This window comes from Rosenbergiella epipactidis, assembly GCF_018494055.1.
GTDB lineage: Bacteria > Pseudomonadota > Gammaproteobacteria > Enterobacterales > Enterobacteriaceae > Rosenbergiella > Rosenbergiella epipactidis.
This window is the reverse complement of record NZ_JABBFQ010000002.1, coordinates 438,560-456,669: the sequence shown is the minus strand read 5'-3', so window position 1 is coordinate 456,669 and position 18,110 is coordinate 438,560. Positions and strand designations below refer to the sequence as shown.

The 18,110-nt window shown below is 49.6% G+C and carries 13 protein-coding genes; 6 read left to right on the top strand and 7 right to left on the bottom strand.

Annotated elements, in window-relative coordinates:
* From HGT71_RS04990 to HGT71_RS04980, 3 genes are read right to left on the bottom strand one after another with little or no spacing between them, the layout of a single operon-like run.
* Positions 1-849, bottom strand: coding sequence for an isochorismatase family protein (locus HGT71_RS04990; protein WP_214216853.1), 849 nt, complete (start codon positions 847-849; stop codon positions 1-3).
* Positions 850-885: 36 nt separating this feature from the next.
* A complete protein-coding gene (locus HGT71_RS04985) occupies positions 886-2,505 on the bottom strand; it encodes a (2,3-dihydroxybenzoyl)adenylate synthase (RefSeq protein ID WP_214216852.1) in 1,620 nt (539 codons plus the stop codon).
* A gap of 16 nt (positions 2,506-2,521) precedes the next feature.
* On the bottom strand, positions 2,522-3,712 hold the full coding sequence (locus tag HGT71_RS04980) for an isochorismate synthase (RefSeq protein WP_214216851.1): 1,191 nt from the start codon (positions 3,710-3,712) through the stop codon (positions 2,522-2,524).
* 165 nt (positions 3,713-3,877) lie between these two features.
* Between HGT71_RS04980 and fepB the strand changes: the two genes are divergently transcribed.
* From fepB to HGT71_RS04960, 4 genes are read left to right on the top strand one after another with little or no spacing between them, the layout of a single operon-like run.
* A complete protein-coding gene (gene fepB, locus HGT71_RS04975; RefSeq protein ID WP_214216850.1) occupies positions 3,878-4,837 on the top strand; it encodes a Fe2+-enterobactin ABC transporter substrate-binding protein in 960 nt (319 codons plus the stop codon).
* A gap of 1 nt (position 4,838) precedes the next feature.
* Positions 4,839-5,861, top strand: coding sequence for an iron chelate uptake ABC transporter family permease subunit (locus HGT71_RS04970; protein WP_241595679.1), 1,023 nt, complete (start codon positions 4,839-4,841; stop codon positions 5,859-5,861).
* A complete protein-coding gene (locus HGT71_RS04965; RefSeq protein WP_214216849.1) occupies positions 5,858-6,841 on the top strand; it encodes an iron chelate uptake ABC transporter family permease subunit in 984 nt (327 codons plus the stop codon). The genes HGT71_RS04970 and HGT71_RS04965 overlap by 4 nt, the downstream gene beginning before the upstream one ends.
* On the top strand, positions 6,838-7,629 hold the full coding sequence (locus HGT71_RS04960) for an ABC transporter ATP-binding protein (RefSeq protein WP_214216848.1): 792 nt from the start codon (positions 6,838-6,840) through the stop codon (positions 7,627-7,629). Before HGT71_RS04965 ends, HGT71_RS04960 begins: the two co-directional genes overlap by 4 nt.
* A gap of 23 nt (positions 7,630-7,652) precedes the next feature.
* Here the strand turns inward: HGT71_RS04960 and HGT71_RS04955 are convergent, their stop codons facing one another.
* Together HGT71_RS04955 and fes are read right to left on the bottom strand one after the other, a co-directional pair.
* Entirely contained in the window at positions 7,653-11,621 is a 3,969-nt protein-coding gene (locus HGT71_RS04955; protein WP_241595674.1) for an amino acid adenylation domain-containing protein, read from the bottom strand.
* A gap of 1 nt (position 11,622) precedes the next feature.
* Positions 11,623-12,843: an enterochelin esterase gene (gene fes / locus HGT71_RS04950; RefSeq protein ID WP_214216847.1), complete on the bottom strand. Its 1,221-nt coding sequence runs from the start codon at positions 12,841-12,843 to the stop codon at positions 11,623-11,625.
* A 220-nt stretch (positions 12,844-13,063) separates the two neighbouring features.
* On the opposite strand from fes, the gene HGT71_RS04945 reads away from it, so the two are divergent.
* Positions 13,064-15,397: a TonB-dependent siderophore receptor gene (locus HGT71_RS04945; protein ID WP_214216846.1), complete on the top strand. Its 2,334-nt coding sequence runs from the start codon at positions 13,064-13,066 to the stop codon at positions 15,395-15,397.
* A 33-nt stretch (positions 15,398-15,430) separates the two neighbouring features.
* Here the strand turns inward: HGT71_RS04945 and dacB are convergent, their stop codons facing one another.
* The gene (gene dacB, locus HGT71_RS04940) at positions 15,431-16,864 is read right to left on the bottom strand and encodes a serine-type D-Ala-D-Ala carboxypeptidase (protein ID WP_214216845.1); all 1,434 of its coding nucleotides are present in this window, start codon (positions 16,862-16,864) and stop codon (positions 15,431-15,433) included.
* A 239-nt stretch (positions 16,865-17,103) separates the two neighbouring features.
* Here dacB and greA point away from each other — a divergent pair, with 239 nt between their 5' ends.
* Positions 17,104-17,580: a transcription elongation factor GreA gene (gene greA, locus HGT71_RS04935; protein ID WP_048911392.1), complete on the top strand. Its 477-nt coding sequence runs from the start codon at positions 17,104-17,106 to the stop codon at positions 17,578-17,580.
* Between the two features lie 155 nt (positions 17,581-17,735).
* Here the strand turns inward: greA and yhbY are convergent, their stop codons facing one another.
* On the bottom strand, positions 17,736-18,029 hold the full coding sequence (yhbY, locus tag HGT71_RS04930) for a ribosome assembly RNA-binding protein YhbY (protein ID WP_062812063.1): 294 nt from the start codon (positions 18,027-18,029) through the stop codon (positions 17,736-17,738).
* Between the last annotated feature and the right edge of the window lie 81 nt (positions 18,030-18,110).

Genomic DNA, 18,110 nt, shown 5'->3' with positions numbered 1-18,110 from the left:
TTATTTATTCCCAGAAAGTAGCGCCCACCAAGCATCGAAAGTAGGCGTTTTCGCAAGCGTTACGAAGTCCATACTTGGAATCGCCTGACGCCAGCGCGAGGCCAGTGCCATCATTCGTACCGAGTCGAGGCCATAATCAATCAGATTTTCGTCGTCTTCTGGAATATCATCATCTTCGAGTAAGGGTAAAATGGCATCGCGTAACGCTTGTTTTGAGGCAGGCAGTAATAACAGGTCATCTGTCATAACCACTTTTCCACTACGACCAGCGGTGTAGGTTAACGCCATAAGATGCTCTTCTCGGCTGAAATCGGCTAAAGCATCGGCAACCATAAAGGGTTTGATATCCCGCATAAAAGCATCTGTCGCGGTAGTCAGGCAACCAATATGGGCATAGACACCGGTGATGATTAATTGGTCGCGGCCCATCGCTTTGAGCTGCTGTTCAAGATCAGAGCGCTGAAAAGCACTGTAACGCCACTTGGTCAGGACGATATCTTGTTCATCTGGGGCTAAGGCGGCGGTTACTTTTTGTTGCTCAGGATGACGATTTAAACCTGGTCCCCACATATCGTTCAGTAAAGCGCGGTCTTCATCACTTTGCTCATTGGGTTGTGCGGTGTAGAACACTGGAATACCCAACGCTTTACATTGTTGGCGCAAGGCCGCGATATGGCCTACTACGGTCTGGACAAATTCACTGTTTTCTCCCCAGAAATTAAGGAAGTAATTTTGCATATCGTGAATTAATAATGCAGCGCGTTGTGGCTCGAAGGTCCAGTTCACTTTGTTCTTCGGTAACTCATCGGCTGTCGGTAAAGCATAAGCCGTTAGTTTAGGGATACTCATGACAACTCCAAAATCGATACAGTATAAATAGGGGAATTAAGCATTTTTCTTACTTTCTTCAAGTAGTTGCTGACGGAGCAACTTTTTATCCACTTTTCCGACGGGAGTCAGCGGTAAGGCGTCGCTAAAGACGAATCGATCGGGTAATTTAAATTCGGCTATCCCTTGGTCACGTAAATGGCGACGTAGCTGTACCGCTTTTACCGCTTGTTTGGTGACGATATAGGCGCAACTTTTCTCACCTAATAACTCATCACTCATCGAGACAAGAGCAGCGTGGATAATGTCTGGATGTCGTTGTAAAAGATTCTCGATCTCTTCAGCGGCGATCTTTTCCCCGCCACGATTGATTTGATCTTTTTCACGGCCCTGGACAGTAATATAGCCGCGTTCATCAATCGAAATGAGATCGCCTGAGCAATAAAAGCCCTGTTGATCGAAGCAAGCCGCATTATGTTCTGGGCTATTATAGTATCCACGGAAAGTATACGGACCACGGGTCATTAAACGGCCGGTCGTATTAATCGGAAGTGGTTGGCCTGCTTCATCGGCCACCCAGACTTCATCATCGGGTGAAATAGGGCAGCCTTGCGTGGTAAGGATGGTCTGTTGATCGTCATCGAGACGCGTATAGTTTACCAAGCCCTCTGCCATACCAAATACTTGCTGTAACTGGCAGCCGATTTCTGCAGGAATTCGTGCAGCTAAACTTTCGCTCAGTTTGGCCCCGCCAACTTGCAGTAAACGCAGTGAAGCGAGCTGATGCGCGCAGTTCCACTCTTTTATCGACTGCAACCAAAGACTCACCGCAGGCGGTACTAAAGCCGTGACATTAATAAGGTGATCGGCGATTAAGCTAAAGCAGGTAGTCGGGCTTGGATCAGGCGCCAAAACGCTCAGTCCACCACTGTATAGGACGCCAAGAATACCCGGTGAGCTCATGGGGTAGTTATGGGCGATAGGCAGTGCGCATAAATAGCGCGTTTGCTCAGTAAATTGGCAAATATCGACACTACCAATAATGCTGTAATAATAATCGTTGTGGGTGCGAGGAATCAGTTTGGGGGTTCCGGTACTGCCTCCCGACAATTGGAAAAAGGCTACGTTATCTGCGGCACTTGGTGTCGGGGTGAACTGGCCGGCGGCTTGAGTATACAGCGACAATAAACTCGGCTCTTCGTCAACAGCGTTGTGCCAAACTTGATGTTGGAGTTCCGGACACTGCGCGCGGAGTTCATCGACAAAACGATTATCGCTAAAGACCGAATGTTGTCGGTCGGCGATTAATAAACGCGGTTTAATCTGAGCGGCATAGGCACTCAATTCGCTGCGCTGGTGGCTGAAAAGTGCATTAACCGGGGCTACGCCTAATTTTAATAGGGCAAAAAAGACAATATAAAATTCGCAGTGATTCCCCAGCTGAACTAATGCCGTATCCCCCGATCGCATCCCACGACGTTGTAACTGTGCAGCCAATTGGTCGCTGTATTGTGCCAGCTGGCGATAGCTGAGCGTTTGTGTCGAATCGATAATCGCTGGACGATCGCTATCATGATGCCGGTCGAGAATATCTATCAGAGGAAGGTCTAACCAATAGCCCTTTTCACGATAACGTGCCGCCAGCTCTGCAGGCCAAGGCGTAAAAGAAATGCTCATGAATAAGTACCTAAAATTAATGTAAACCGAAGGCTTTTAGCATAGTACTGAGTTTGGTACCGGTCTCTTGCCACTCCGAAAGCGGATCGGAAGCGGGAACGATACCTGCACCCGCAAAGAGGGTCACCTGTTGTGGAGTTAATTGTGCACAACGAATCGTCACGACCCATTCGCCGTTACCTTCATCATCGCACCAACCCACCATGCCACCAAAGAGTTCTCTAGGGAAAGGCTCTAACTGTTGAATTAGACGGCAAGCTAACTGATGAGGGTAGCCGCTCAACGCGGGAGTAGGGTGAAGTAATCCTGCTAGCGCTAGCGCATTTTCTTCAGCGTGATGGGTAATCCCTTGTACGGTGGTGGCAAGGTGCCATAGTTGTGAGGTGGTGACCAGTTCTGGAACTTGCGGCACTTGTAACTGCTCAGCGACCGGGGCTAATACTTTTGCCATCGCGTCGATAACTAGCTGATGCTCATGACGGTCTTTGGTCGATGCAAGTAGCGTCTGGCCTACACGATGATCGTCCTCTCGGTCTAGCTGACGCTTTGCTGAACCGGCTAAAGGGCGAGAGCTAAATTGATTTTTTTGCTTACGTAGCAGGAGCTCAGGGCTTGCACCCAGTAATACTTCGTTATTTGTAAGCGGGACATGGAAATGATAGTTATCCGGGTTCTGCGCCATAATACGGCCCATCAACGTAGTGCTATCAATACGGTCTTCTGTCGTCAATTTTAGCAGCCTGGAAAGAACGACTTTATCTAACTCACCTCGATTCATTGCCGCGACAGCATCGCTGACCATTTTCATAAAATGGGGTTGAGCAGGGTAAGCTTGCTGACCGGTGATTGAGGCGATCGGTTGCTGCTGAGAAGAACTGAGCTCTGTTGCCAACTGGTCACGGTCGGTACGGGTAACTTGCTGGGGAATAAACAGCGCGGTCGGTTGATGGGAATCAAAGGGAATTGCTCCCACCACTAAGGGGTCTTTAATCCCTGCTGCACGGGCAAGACGAAATTGTTCTCGTAGCATCTGTTGGAAAGCGTCTTGGCTTCCCTCGCCATCAAGCAGAGGCTGAGTGATACGTTTAAAGCAGCCGTCAGTTAGCAGGCTGGTTTCTGGAGAGGTAAACAGAAAACGTTCGTTTAATGCGCCCTGTTGTTGAATTTTACGGTGTGGAATATTTTCAACGGCAGTGATTTCGACCATAATAGCACCATTAAATGATAAGATAATTAATAATGATTATCATTTGAATTTTGGCGGTAAGCTACGCTTAACGCCCTTACCTGTCAACTGATGAAGCCCGCTTAAGGTTAACTTCTCATTAAGACCTTAGGATTACGCACTAGATGCTCATATAGGAAAGCCATTATGATCCGACGCTCAAGACTGCTAAATATTCTCTTAGTCAGTGTGTTATTACCTTTAGCAGGGCTGAGTCAAGCTGCCGGTTGGCCAAGGCAAGTCGTGACGGATAATGGGACGGTGACAATAAAGAGTGCACCGAAAAGAATCGTCTCGACCAGTGTTACCCTGACGGGATCGTTACTTGCCATCGATGCCCCCGTGATAGCCAGCGGTGCAGGTGTGCCGAATAGCCGCTTTACCGATAACCAAGGCTTTTTTAGCCAATGGGGTGCTGTGGCGAAGCAAAAGCATGTACAGCGCTTATATATTGGTGAGGCGAATGCCGAGATGGTGGCTGCGCAGGCCCCGGACTTAATCGTTGTCAGCGCTACGGGGCACGACAGCGCGCTACGGTTAGTGAATCAACTTTCAAGCATTGCACCAGTGATTGTCGTTAATTATGACAATAAAAGCTGGCAGCAGATCGTTACGCTGTTAGGTCAAGCTACCGGTCATGAAGATCAAGCGAATACCTTAGTTCATCAGTTTGACCAGCGCGTTGCTGCATTAAAACCCAAATTGAAACTCCCTCCTGAGCCTGTCTCCGCTTTTGTTTGGAATGGGGGAGGGAAAGAGGTGAATCTCTGGACCGCCGACTCCGCTCAAGGGAAACTGCTACAACAGTTAGGGTTCACCTTAGCACCAACACCGACCGGGCTGGCGACTAGCCACAGTATGGGGCAGCGTAAAGATATTATTCAGCTTTCTGGTGAAAAATTGAGTGAAGGGCTGAGTGGCAAAAGCTGGTTAATGTTCGTCGCGGATAATGATACGGTTAAACAAGTGAATAATGATCGTTTCCTACAGCAAGCACCTGCTGTGAAGCAGGGGCATGTCTACCCGCTGGGTAACGACAATTTCCGTTTAGATTACTACAGCGCGACCCATACTTTAGCGATGCTAGAAAAACTCTTTGTGCATTAAGGTGAAAAACGCTCAATCTTCTCCGTGGTGTAAACCCTTAGGACTCTTCTCCGGGGCAATAATCGTCTTATTTGGCTTAGTGATAGTGAGTTTACTGACCGGAGCCAAAACGATTTCCTTATCAGAAAGCTGGTCAAGCCTCTCACTGTGGCAAACCTGTCACAGTGAGAATTGCGACATCATCCGGTATTCACGGCTGCCGAGGACCCTGGCTGGCTTAGTCGCAGGCTGTGCGCTCGGGCTAGCCGGTGCATTGATGCAATCTCTGACCAGGAATCCGCTCGCTGATCCTGGTCTACTGGGCGTCAATTCAGGTGCCAGTTTTGTTACCGTCGTGGGATTAAGTTTCTGGGGAACACTCTCTTTCTGGCAGAGTTTTTCTTTAGCATTCTTAGGCGCTCTTTTGGCGGCCATTGTCGTGGCGATTACCGGTGCGGGACGCGGCGGCCGATTGAACCCGATTCGTCTGACGTTAGCAGGTGTTTCGTTAGCAGCTATTTTAGAAGGGCTGACGAGTGGTATCTCTCTGTTAAACCCCGATATTTACGATCATCTGCGCTTCTGGCAAACCGGGTCATTAGATGTACGGCAACTTACGATCTTTAGCTTACTTGGCCCGGTGGTAGCGATTGCTACCCTTTGCACGTTGATACTGAGTCGCTCATTAAATGCGATCAGCATGGGCGAGGACCTTGCTCGCACCTTAGGAACACGCGTCGGGCTTGTTCAGCTGTGTGGACTACTGCTGATCGCGTTATTATCCGCCTGTGCAACCGCTCTGACCGGCCCTATTGCTTTTATAGGACTGGTTGCGCCGCATCTCGCGCGGGGCATCTTAGGCAGCGACCATCGTTATTTTTTACCGGGTACAGTGTTAATCACCCCAGCTGTTTTACTGCTTGCCGATATTATTGGTCGTAGTATTGCCCCGGGTGAAATTCGGGTATCGATTATCACTGCTCTGATCGGTGCCCCCGTCTTAATTATTCTCGTTCGTCATCGGATAGGGCGTGGTATGTCATGAAGAAACGTCCACTGATTATTTTCTGTTTCTTATTGCTCGCGGTCGGATCGGTGATGTTAAGCGCACTATGTCGTGGCGCTATCCCGCTATCGCTACACGACCTATGGTTGCTCCTCACGGGAAACGGACCTGCAGGCTTGCGATTAGTTGTCGTCGAGTGGCGGCTACCCCGAGTGCTGATTGCAGTATTCTGTGGTGCGGCGCTAGGGATCAGCGGCGCGATTTTCCAATCCATTTTACGTAACCCACTGGGTAGCCCGGATGTATTAGGCCTTAACGCGGGTGCTTTCTCTGGCGTTCTCGCCGTTATGCTACTGTGGCCCAGTAACCTGTTCGCCATGACCTTAGCCTCGTTGGTGAGCGCCGCGTTAACCGGCGCCATCATCTATCTATTGGCTTGGCGTCAAGGTATCACCCCTTATCGATTAATTTTGATAGGAATAGGTATTCGTGCTCTGCTTATGTCGTTTAATGGCTGGGTGATGACCTCAACTTCCTTAAGTACCGCGATGAGCGCAGGCTTATGGAGTGCTGGGTCACTGAACGGCGTAAATTGGCAGAGCGTTAACTTGGTTTTTCCTGCGGTAGTCATCGCACTACTCGGGGTCGCGATGTTAGCGAAACGGATGCGGCTGATGGAGATGGGAGACGACTTAGCCTGCGCGCTGGGTATCCGCACGGAGCGAACGCGGTTAGGATTGCTATTACTCGCCACTTTACTGACCGCGGTACCCACCGCGGTGATTGGCCCTGTCTCTTTCGTTGCGCTGGTGGCACCACAGATTGCACGGCGTCTGGCTAACAGCCCGTCTGGTGTATTATGGAATACGGCATTATGTGGCAGCCTATTACTACTGGCCGCGGATTATCTGGCCCAACACGCTTTCCTGCCTTATCAACTTCCCGTCGGGGTGATTACCGTCAGTGTAGGCGGCATCTATCTATTGTCACTTTTGGTTAGAGAGGCCAGACGTTCATGAGTTTATCTTCTTCCCGTCTTGCTGCGAGAGACCTCACGTTGGCTTACGACAATAAAACGGTCGCAGAGCAGCTATCGGTAACGATTCCCGATGGCGAATTTACGGTGATTATTGGTCCAAACGCCTGTGGGAAATCGACGCTATTAAAAGCGCTAAGTCGAGTGATAAAACCGGTCGCCGGCCAAGTTATTCTTGATGGGCAGGCTATCCATCAGTTACCGGCGAAAGAGGTTGCCCGACAACTCGGTTTGCTTCCTCAAAATAGCCATACTCCTGCAGGGATCACCGTCGTAGATTTAGTTGGACGCGGACGTTATCCACATCAGTCACTGTTTGGTGGATGGCGTTTTGAGGACAGCCAAGCCGTGGCGGAGGCGATGGCAGCGACTCATATCGACCATTTGGCGGATCGTCCCGTTGAGCAGCTTTCCGGAGGGCAGCGGCAACGTGTCTGGATTGCCATGGTGTTGGCACAGCAAACCCCGCTATTGCTCCTTGACGAGCCGACGACATGGTTGGATATCACTCATCAAATCGAACTCATGGAACTGTTACGTGAGCTAAACCAACGCCATGGCCGAACATTAGTCGTGGTACTGCATGAATTAAACCAAGCGTGTCGCTACGCCAGTCATCTTATTGCGATGCGTGAAGGGGCAATTATTGCCGAAGGTAAACCCAGTGAGATTATCACCGCGGAGTTAATTGAGCAGGTCTACGGATTAAAAGCGGTCATCATCGCTGATCCCATTGCAGGGACACCGATGATCGTCCCCGTCGGGAAATGAGGGGGCAACTGCCCCCTCTAGCATCAGGAGAGTAAATGCCTTAAGCGGCGGTTGATCTCTGGGCCGATGGTTTCAAACATCGCCGGTGAAATGATCTCTACATGGGCACAGTCGATGGGCGCAATATCTAACTGCTGAATAAAAGGTGCCCAAGCTTGTTGCGCACTTAACCCAGGTTGCTGCGTTTTTAGGGCGGAGAATAGTGTCGCTTGCCCTTGTGTCTTACGACTGCGTGCGGTCGTTAATAGACGCACGGAGTGGGCGTAATTGGCTTCAACCTGATCAAAAAGATGAGAAAGCTCCTCACCTGCTTGTTGCCGTTGGCTTTGAACAAACTGCTCACGCTCACGGTTGACTTCTTCAATGACTTGCTCATCTAAGACATTTTTGCCCTGCTTCTCATCCCAATTCTGCGTTTCAGGTGGCCACGTATCAAGCAGGCCTAAAAACGCAACGTTTTCTCCTCGTGCTTCAAGCCGTGATGCAATACCTTGAGCTAAGGTCCCACCGAGGGAGTAACCGATAAAATAATAAGGCCCCGTGGGTTGGTCGGCCAGAAGCGTCTCAAGATGCCGGTCACAGACATCATCAATATGCTGCGCATCGCCTAAAGCGCCTTGTTCATCCGGCGATTGGATACCAATAATGGACCATGTCGGGTCTAGATACCGCTGTAATACGCTAAATTGCCAAGCGAATCCGGATGCCGGGTGGAAGCAATAGAGACGAGGTCCCTGGGTTTGGCGTAGAGGTAACAAGGTTTGTAATCCACTGTCTGCGTGTTCAGGGCTTTGTTGAATGATCTGTGCAAGTTTTTCCACGGTTGCGTTCACCATCACGTGGCCAACGGTAAGCGGATAATCCATCTGCTTACGAATTTGCGCGGCTAAACGCATTGCTAAGAGCGAGTGCCCCCCCAATGCAAAGAAGTCCTGATTTGCTGCGACCTGTGGTCGCTGCAGGAGTTCGGCAAACATTGCGGCTAATTGAACCTCTACTGCACCTTGAGGTTCACGCAGCGAGTGGTGATCGTCAAGTTTCGGAACGGGCAAGGCTTTACGATCTAACTTACCATTACTGCTAAGCGGGAACGCCTCGACGGGAATAATGATCACCGGCACCATGTGCGCTGGTAGTCGTTCGGCCAGTTGCTGACGAAGGTAATCTATCTGTTGTGGCGTGTCAGCAATAATATAGCTGACCAGTTGTCGGTCATCGGCTAGACCGGATAATTGTTGATTTAAGCTTACGGCAACGGATGCCGCTTGCTTAATCCCTGGCAACGAAAGGAGAACGGCATCAATCTCTGAGAGCTCTATCCGCTGACCGCGGATTTTGAGTTGGTCATCGTTACGTCCCAAATATTCAATTTCACCGTGGGTAAGACGACGGGCTACATCGCCGCTACGGTACAAGCGTTGAGTTGCGTCCCAAGGTGCGGCAATAAACCGCTCGGCAGTGAGCTCGGGTCGACCTAAATAGCCCTCTGCCAGCTGCACTCCGCCTAGCCATAGTTCACCTGCTATACCATAGGGAACGGGTTTAAGCTGACTATCGAGAATATGAAGCTGAGTGTTCCAAACCGGCCAGCCAATCGGCACGCTGTGACCTTCCACCGCGGCAAGTTCTGGGCCAAATGCTGGGAACCAGCTCACGTCAACGGCAGCCTCGGTGGGGCCATATAAATTATGGCACGGGATCGCTACACTTTGTTCCCATTGACGAGCCAGCGCGGTGGGCAGGGCTTCGCCACTACAAAAGACGAGACGTAGATGCTGACGTAAGGCCGTGGCAGTGGCTTCAGTAAGGCTTTCTAAAAACGCGGCTAACATTGACGGCACAAAGTGGGTCACGCTGACATGCTGTTCAACCATGACTTGTTGCAACCACTCCGGATCGCGATGGCACTCGGGAGGAGCCATAAAGAGCTTCGCCCCAGTCATTAATGGCCAGAAGAACTCCCACACCGACACATCAAAACTACTTGGCGTTTTCTGGATAACGACATCTTGAGCATCAAGCGGGTAGTGGTTTTGCATCCATTTTAAGCGATTCACGATCGCGTGATGGCTGACTAACACGCCTTTAGGTCTACCTGTCGAACCTGAGGTATAAATTAAGTACGCCCCTTGTGTCGAGACGGGAACAGCGGCCGATAGTAACGGCACATCGGTAAATAGCGATTGATAATAATAATGTGGCGTGTCGTTAATGTGTGTAAATCGGCTGCTCAGTGCCTGTTCGGTGATTACTAGGCGCGGAGTTGAGTCTTCCAGCATAATGGCTAAGCGGTCATCAGGATAGCCGGTATCAAGCGGCAGCCAAATTGCGCCGAGCCGCACGATTGCCTGCAAGGCTAATGAGAGATAGATGGAGCGCGGAAGCGCCACGGCGACAATATCGCCAGCTTGTACACCCTGTTGCTGAAGTGCGGCAGCTAAGGCAATGACCTGCTGTTCCATCTGTGCGTAAGATAGCGCAACCTGCGAATCAGCCAGCGCAATATTATCCGGAGTACGTCGACACTGTGTGGCGATCATCGACCATAGAGTATCGTCTTGCAGAACAATGTCGGTGGCATTAACGTTGACCAGTTGAAGCTGCTCTTGCTCGCTCAGAAGACTGAGTTCAGAGAGCGCTAGCGTTGGCTGTGCGGTTAACTGTTCGATAATCAGTGGCAAACGTTGAATATGCGTCAACAGTGCGTGTTCGTCGTAACGATTGCTATTAGCTAAGAACTCTAAGGTTAAGGCACCTTGATTATCGAGGATTAACGCTATTTCAATATCGCGCACCGGCCCTGAGGCTAAGTGCGTGGTATGAACGTTCTGGCCTTCAAACGCTAAGTGATAATCGAAGAGTTTGACGTTTAATACCGGGCCGAACAGTGGGGCACTATCCCCGGTTGAGCCTAAGTCGCGGCTAATTTGCTCTGCATCGTAGCGTTGATGACGTCGATTTTTCTTAATCTCTTTATTGAGAAGACCTGCAAATTCGGTAAAAGTATAGCTAGGTTGATAGCCAACACTCATAGGTAAGACATTAATCACCGGCCCGACTGCGCTAAGGGCTGCCGATCCCATTCTGCGCATAAAAATAAAGCCTGCGCTAAAAGGTTGCTGGCCCGTCAGATGGGCGAGCCAAGTATTGACGAGCGTAACCGCCGCATCGACAGGCGTGAGGCCTGATTCGGCGAGGTGTTGGTGTAACGGAGCAAGCTGCTGAGCGGAAAACTGTATCCTGTGACGTATTACCTGCGGGCTAGCCACTTCACCATTTAGCGGCGCTTGTGCAAGGCTTAGCGGGTCGGGAAGCTGCGGGACTTTCTCCAGCCAATAACGCTTATCTTTTTGATACGTTGTGCTGTGTTGGTAATTTTGGTACTCCTCAACCACCTCATCGAATGCGGTAAAGGGTGATGCCGCTAGCGGTTGCTGGTGGCGCAAATGGGCATAAATTTCGCTAATCCGTTTGGTGAGGGCAATAAAGCTGAAGCCATCGACCATCAGGTGGTGATAACGCTGATACCATATCCATTGTTCAGAGGTGATACGTATCAGCACCTGCCTAACCTTGGGACCTTTATCAGTAATACGTAAAGGACTTTGTAGATCGGCTTCCATTAAGGCATGTGCCGCCGCCAACGCCTGAGGATCGTCACGGAGATCAATAGACTCTACCGTAAAGTCGAGGTTGGGGCTAAAACATTGGAAGGCTTCTCCTTCGTGCTCATCAAACCGAAAATTAACGGTGTCTGCTTCGGCCAACCCTTGTTGAATCGCCTGTTGCATTAGATCAAGATTGAGTGTCCCCGGTAGCGTGATAGCGTGTGCGACGGCAAAGGCGTTGCTAAAAGGAGAAAGCTGGTCGGCAACCCAGATCCCGGGTTGTGCGGCAACCAGTGGCAACCGACCAGTCTTCACTGACGATGAGGCGGTGTTGTGCTCATCAGGGGAAAGTTGTTGTGCTACGCTGTCATCGATAATCATCATATTATTCGTCCTTCCATAACGCTTGTAATCCATCTAATAAACTTCCCCGCCACCAGAGTGCATCGTGTCCACCTTCGACATAGCGTAAACGATGTGGGATGTGGTAATGGCTTAACCACTTATCCATTTCACGGTTGGCTTCGCAAATTAATGTTTCACGGCAACCTGCCTCCAAGAGTATTTCTCGTGGGGCGATAACGGGGGCTTTCTGCTGTAACTGTTGAAGCAGGTAACCTGCCGCATGCCCGCGGTTCGGCCACCAAAAGGATCCGGAAAGGCTGAGGGCTTTACCGTAAAATTGTGGCCAGTTGAGGCACGCATAGACTGAGGCCAGCCCACCAAAACTTTGCCCTGTGACCAGGGTTCGTGCGGGGTCTTGTCGCCAATGAAATGTCTGTTTGATTAGCGGGAGTAACTCTTCGTTAATAGCCTGCCAAAAATCGGCATTACAGGGATATTCCCGGCCGCGATGCTCGCGATCGATGATTTCAGGCATGATGTAGAGTGCAGCAGGAAGCTTTCCCCTATCCGTTAATTGCTGCAGAGGGCTGGCGATAGGGAGGGTGTTGGCCCAGAACTGGCCATCAAGTAATAACGCTAAATGCTGATAGGTCGCAGCGTCCTCTTTCGCCGAACCGTAGCACCACACGCGCCGTTCATTGCCTAACCGAGCACTCTTCCAGACAATGACCTTTAGGGGGAGCGGTGGTTGCTCTCCTCGATCCCATGCTTGCCATTCAGGCTGCGCAGGCGCATCAGGCAGGTGAAGGGGAGAGACAGACATCCCTCGACCTGCAGACCAAGAACGTAACGCGTTGAGGCTATCGTGTTGGGCATGTGTAAACTGTTCTCGCCACCATTCACGACGCTGGAAAATATCTTGCTTCACTACTCCTACCTCGTTCTTTGAGTCCGGAATCAAGCAATAGCTTCCTCGCCACTCAGTGGGAAGCGTGAGGCTAAGATACCAGACATCGCTAGCAGGATAATGCACTAAGGATACCGGAGGCTCGGGCTGGTGATGATCAGTGATCCCCGTAATATTGAGCCATACCGCTTGTATGGGGGGGGCCTCAGCGGGGCGAGCAGGCTGACGCCAGAGGAAGGTCACGCGGCATTGTTGCGCATCAATTCGCTCGATACGTGGCACACCCTGCAGCTGTTGTGCTTGCCACCACAGTTCGGAACCGGTATCAGAGGTAAACCATTCAGGAATAAGCATTTGCAAAATTATCTTTTATAGCAGCTATCTGCGAATAGCGTTCGGAAGCGAGATTTGTTGATAATAGTATTGATAATTATTTTCATCTGCAATAGATTGCAATCTCTCTTTACGTAGTTTGTCATTTATTGCGCATTTGTTTGCATAATAAGATCGTTCACGTAAAGGCTCCTTAATAAACACACACACAGCATTGACCTAGGGAACTGGGATTATAAAAATGAAAAAATTATCATTTCTTTCTGCTGCAATTTGTCTTGAGCTAGGTAGCTCATTTTTTATTTATTGCGCGCCGGCTTCAGCGGCTTCATCCGATGTCACCGTCAACTCTCCGGCGTCAGATGATACTGCAGCCAAAACCTCTGGTGATAAGCCCTTATCCACCGAAGAAAGTTCACATAACTCCATCGTCGTCACGGCTCGCCAGCAAACCCTGCAAGCGCCGGGTGTTTCGACGATCTCCTCCGAGGCGATTCGTAAACACCCACCGGCGCGTGATGTATCAGAAATCATTCGTACCATGCCTGGGGTGAATTTAACCGGTAACTCGACCAGTGGGCAGCGGGGCAATAACCGTCAGATCGATATTCGAGGTATGGGGCCAGAAAATACCTTGATCTTGATCGATGGCCGTCCGGTCAGTAGTAAAAACTCGGTGCGTTACGGATGGCGAGGTGAGCGAGATTCTCGTGGTGATACCAACTGGGTGCCACCGGAAATGATTGACCATATTGAAGTTATCCGCGGACCGGCTGCGGCACGTTACGGTAGCGGGGCGATGGGCGGGGTGGTTAATATCATCACCAAGCAAGCGAATAAAGAGTGGCATGGTTCATGGAACGCCTATTACAACGTGCCACAACATAAATCTGAAGGTTCAACCAAACGAACGAACTTCAGCTTGATGGGGCCTGCAACCGATAGCTTAACATTAAGTATTTGGGGTAATATCGATAAGACTCAAGCGGATGCTTACGACATTAACCAAAATCATTCAGCATCGCGTACCGGTACCTATGCCGGAAGCTATCCTGCTGGCCGAGAGGGGGTAAGAGATAAAGACCTCCACGGTAAACTAAACTGGGAATTTGCCCCCAATCAGCACCTTGAATTCGAAGCTGGGACCAGCCGACAAGGGAATATTTATGCCGGCGATACGCAGAATACCAACACCTCAGATTATGTGAAGAGCAAATATGGCGACGAAACGAACCGTATCTACCGCCAAGATTATGCCTTAACTTGGACAGGGGTCTGGGATAACGGAGTCAGTACCAATACCTATGCGCAATATGAGAGAACCCGTAACTCAAGGATTACCGAAGGGTTAGCTGGGGGAACCGAGGGGATCTTTAATAATAACGCTGGATTCTCTGATATCGATCTCAGCGATGTGCTGCTGCACAGTGAAGTCAGTATTCCCTTTACGGCTTGGGTAGATCAGAACCTTACCTTGGGGACTGAGTGGAACCAGCAAAAGATAAAAGATGGCACCTCGACCGGTCAAGCGCTGACTGGGACTAACACCGGTGGTGCGATCAGTGGTGTTGGAACGGGTACACGTTCACCGCATTCTCAAGCGCAGATCTTCTCAATGTTTGCGGAAGACAATATGGATATCACGGATTCCACGGTATTAACACCGGCCATTCGTTTTGACCATCATTCGATTGTCGGCACTAACTGGAGCCCATCACTTAACTTAACTCAGCAGCTCACTAATGAGTGGACGCTGAAGATGGGGATTGCTCGGGCCTACAAAGCCCCTAACCTGTATCAAACTAACCCCAACTATATCCTCTATAGTAAAGGACAAGGGTGCTACGGTAGTTCGGCGACAGGTTGTTATTTACAAGGTAATAGCGACCTCAAAGCAGAAACCAGCGTCAACAAAGAGATTGGGCTCGAGTATAAAGATCTTGCCGGACTGCAGGCTGGGCTGACTTATTTCCGTAATGACTATCATAATAAAATTGAGTCGGGTAACAATGCTACTTACACCAATAGTAGCGGTACTCGTGTTTTCCAATGGGAAAATGTGCCGCGCGCGGTAGTTGAAGGCCTTGAGGGGACCTTTAACGTTCCAGTCACCGATACGGTAACTTGGAATAATAATATGACGTGGATGCTGCAGAGCAAGGATAAGACGAATCATGATCGTCTTTCCGTTATCCCGCAGTTTACCTTGAACTCCAATGTCGAGTGGCAGATTCGTCAGGACCTGTCGGTACAAGCAACATGGACTTGGTATGGTAAGCAGAAACCGAAGAGTCGTAACTACCAAGGGAATAAAGTCAGTTACCCTGATACCCGTGAAGTCAGTCCATACAGCATCTTTGGTGCTAGCGCGACATGGGACGCTACCAAGAATGTCAGTATCACCGCTGGGATAGACAACCTCTTTGATAAACGTCACTTCCGTGAAGGCAATGCACAAACTACTGGAACGCTTAATTCGAAGACAGGTGTCACAAGTTACCTATACGGTGCAGGTGCTAACACTTACAACGAGTCAGGCCGAACCTACTATATGAGTCTTAATACTCACTTCTAATAAAAAAACCCGCGTAAGCGGGTTTTTTTATGGCTAATAATTTCGATACAAATCGCTGTAGAGTCGACTTTCAAATCGAACGAGGGGGACGCGTCGCGTTCGTTGATCTTCTGGGGGAACTGCATACCCAGAGAGGTATTGGACGAAGGCGATGCGCGTTCCGCGTGACGTCGTTAAGAAGCCTGCTAAGTTATATACGCCTTGTAACGAACCGGTTTTCGCAGAGAGCTTTCCATCGACACCCGCTTCGTGTAATCCGCCACGATATTGTAAAGTGCCATCGTAACCGGCTAAAGGAAGCATACTAATAAAATCGAGGCTGCTGTCATTCTTAGCGATAAACTGCAGTGCTTGCATCATAGTGTCCGGTGCAACCAAATCGTGTCGTGATAATCCGGAACCATCGACTTGGATGGTATTGCCCATGTCGACCCACGCTTTCTCACGAAGGATACGGCGTACCGCATCCGACCCTGCTCGAAACGTTCCTGGTACGTTGAAATAGTGATGACCGATTGTTCGGAAAACGGTATCGGCAATCACGTTATCTGACTTCTTCAACATGGTATGTAATAGGCTATGGAGTGGGGCGGATTGTTCGATTGCCAGAACGGTACCAGGTTCAGTGGGTTGCGTTTGACGGACCAAGTGGCCACGATAGTCGATATCGGCTTTACGTAGCTCATCCCGCAAAATTTCCCCAGCCCAAGCCGCGCCATCTTGCACAGCGAAGGCAAGAGGAAGCGGGTCATTACGCTGGCGCAGGCATCCAGTCAGGGTATAGCGGTTTAATTCCCCGGGATTTACGTCAAGCTCGCAATATTGCGCCTCACCTGAGTTAGGACCTAGGGTTTTCACCTCACTGTACATGTGCGCAGGATAGTAAGACGCAATACGGATAAAGGCGTTCTCGCCCGGCGTTTTGGCGCTATAGAGCGAGATGGAAAAACAGTTTTTATCGACGATAGCGGCTGCAGGGGGCGCGCTAAAGCATTGCGTCAAATCATTCCATGGCCAGCCAGGAGCCATATCGTGGCTCGCGAAAACTGAAGTATCGATGACCAAGTTACCTTGAATATGCGTAACGCCCTTTTGTTTCAGCTGCGCGACCATATTACGTAAGTCTTGCCGCGTAAACGTCGGGTCGCCACCAAAGCGAGCAACCAGATCACCCTGTAAGGTATCACCGGCTATTTTTTGGTGACTTTCAAAGGTTGTCTGGAAACGAAAATCTTTGCCAAGTTCTAATAGTGCGGCCAGTGCAGTGAACACTTTCATCGTACTGGCAGGCAGCGCCATTTGTTTTCCGTGATAATCGACAATCGGTGTTGTATCGCCTACCCTTTGCGCCATGAACGCGAGATTGGTACCATCAGGAAGGTATTGGGTATAATCCTCGACAGGCGTTGCGGTGGCTTGAAGCGTTACCGCAAGGGTGAGAGCTGTAATGAGTCTTGAAAGTCGCATAATCTCGGCGTCGTTAACAGTGGAACCCGCAATACTACGTCCCCTTGAGGGGCAAAGTAAACGATGATCCGGGAGGAACTCTCGGGTAAAATATGTATCAAACTGAAAATTCACTCGTCTTGGGTAGCAAACTATCTGAGGCGGGGTTGTTTTGTTTCAAATTTAGGTGCAGCTTATTCGGTTAAGCTGGTATCGAATCAGGATGATTAACTGAATAACAGAGTAATGAGGAGTATAAGATGAGCCAGATTCCTATGACCCTTCGCGGTGCAGAACAGCTGCGTGAAGAGCTTAATGAGCTTAAAAATGTTAAGCGTCCTCGTATCATTGCTTCTATCGCTGAGGCGAGAGAACACGGGGATTTGAAGGAAAATGCGGAATACCATGCTGCCCGTGAAGAGCAAGGTTTTTGTGAAGGTCGTATTCAAGAGATTGAAGCAAAATTATCTAATGCGCAAATCATTGATGTGACAAAAATGGCCGCGACTGGTCGTGTCATTTTCGGGGCGACAGTGACTGTTTATAATACCCATTCGGAAGAAGAAGCGACCTATCGCATCGTGGGTGATGATGAGGCCGATTTTAAGCAAAATCTGATCTCTGTAAACTCGCCGATGGCGCGGGGGTTAATCGGTAAAGAAGTTGATGACGTCACAGTCGTAAAAACACCAGGTGGTGATGTTGAGTATGAAGTGATTAAGGTTGAATACCTCTAATCATCAGAATACGACGATATGTTGTGCTAGGAGTGGGCTTTTCGCCATTTCGGTCCCGCAAGTCGGGTTAACCGTGCTAATATATCTTAAGAAAAGAAAAAGGCTGTAAAACAGCCTTTTAACTGGGGGTAAAATAGTGATATTTTCTTCCAGAATTAACGTGGTAAAGAAATTTTCTTTTCTTTTGAAGGACGATAAAGCACCAGCGTTTTACCGATAACCTGGACTTCAGCCGCTGAGGTTTCACGCACAATGGCTGCTACAATCAACGCTTTGGTTTCGCGGTCTTCAGTCGCGATTTTGACTTTGATCAGTTCATGATGCTCTAGAGCTTGATCGAGTTCAGCGAGAACACCTTCGGTTAATCCATTGTTGCCTAACATCACGACTGGCTTCAGCGGATGAGCGAGACCTTTTAGGTGCTGTTTTTGTTTAGTACTTAGATTCATCGTATTATTTACTTACTCAGGGATTGAAAACAGGTCATTGTACCGCCATCTCTAGTATATCGCCAAATCAACGCAGCATTT